At 31.6% G+C, this 272-nt stretch carries 1 pseudogene; it reads right to left on the reverse strand.

What is annotated here, in order from left to right:
* A pseudogene (locus KVT11_RS19905) lies at positions 1-272 on the reverse strand (hypothetical protein); the annotation flags it as partial.

Here is a 272-nt window from a genome sequence, read left to right on the forward strand (position 1 = left end):
TTGGATAGCTCATCATTCATGAAAAAACAATATGCTAAACCTATTATGGAAAAAACAAAGGCAGTGATGTATTTCAAATTTCTATACCAGCCTGGAATGATTCGAAATATATGCTTTTTCTGTCTATCAATTTTTTTTTGTGCTGCTTCTCTTTCTTTATAGAAAATATCTAGCTTGTCATAAACTAATCCAATGATTGCCGTCCATACGCCTACATTAAGAACAATCCAAGCTTCATCTTTAATTGCTGGATTACTTTGAAAAGAAACGAA

It is taken from the genome of Bacillus sp. GbtcB10 (assembly GCF_019091365.1).
GTDB lineage: Bacteria > Bacillota > Bacilli > Bacillales > Bacillaceae > Bacillus > Bacillus altitudinis.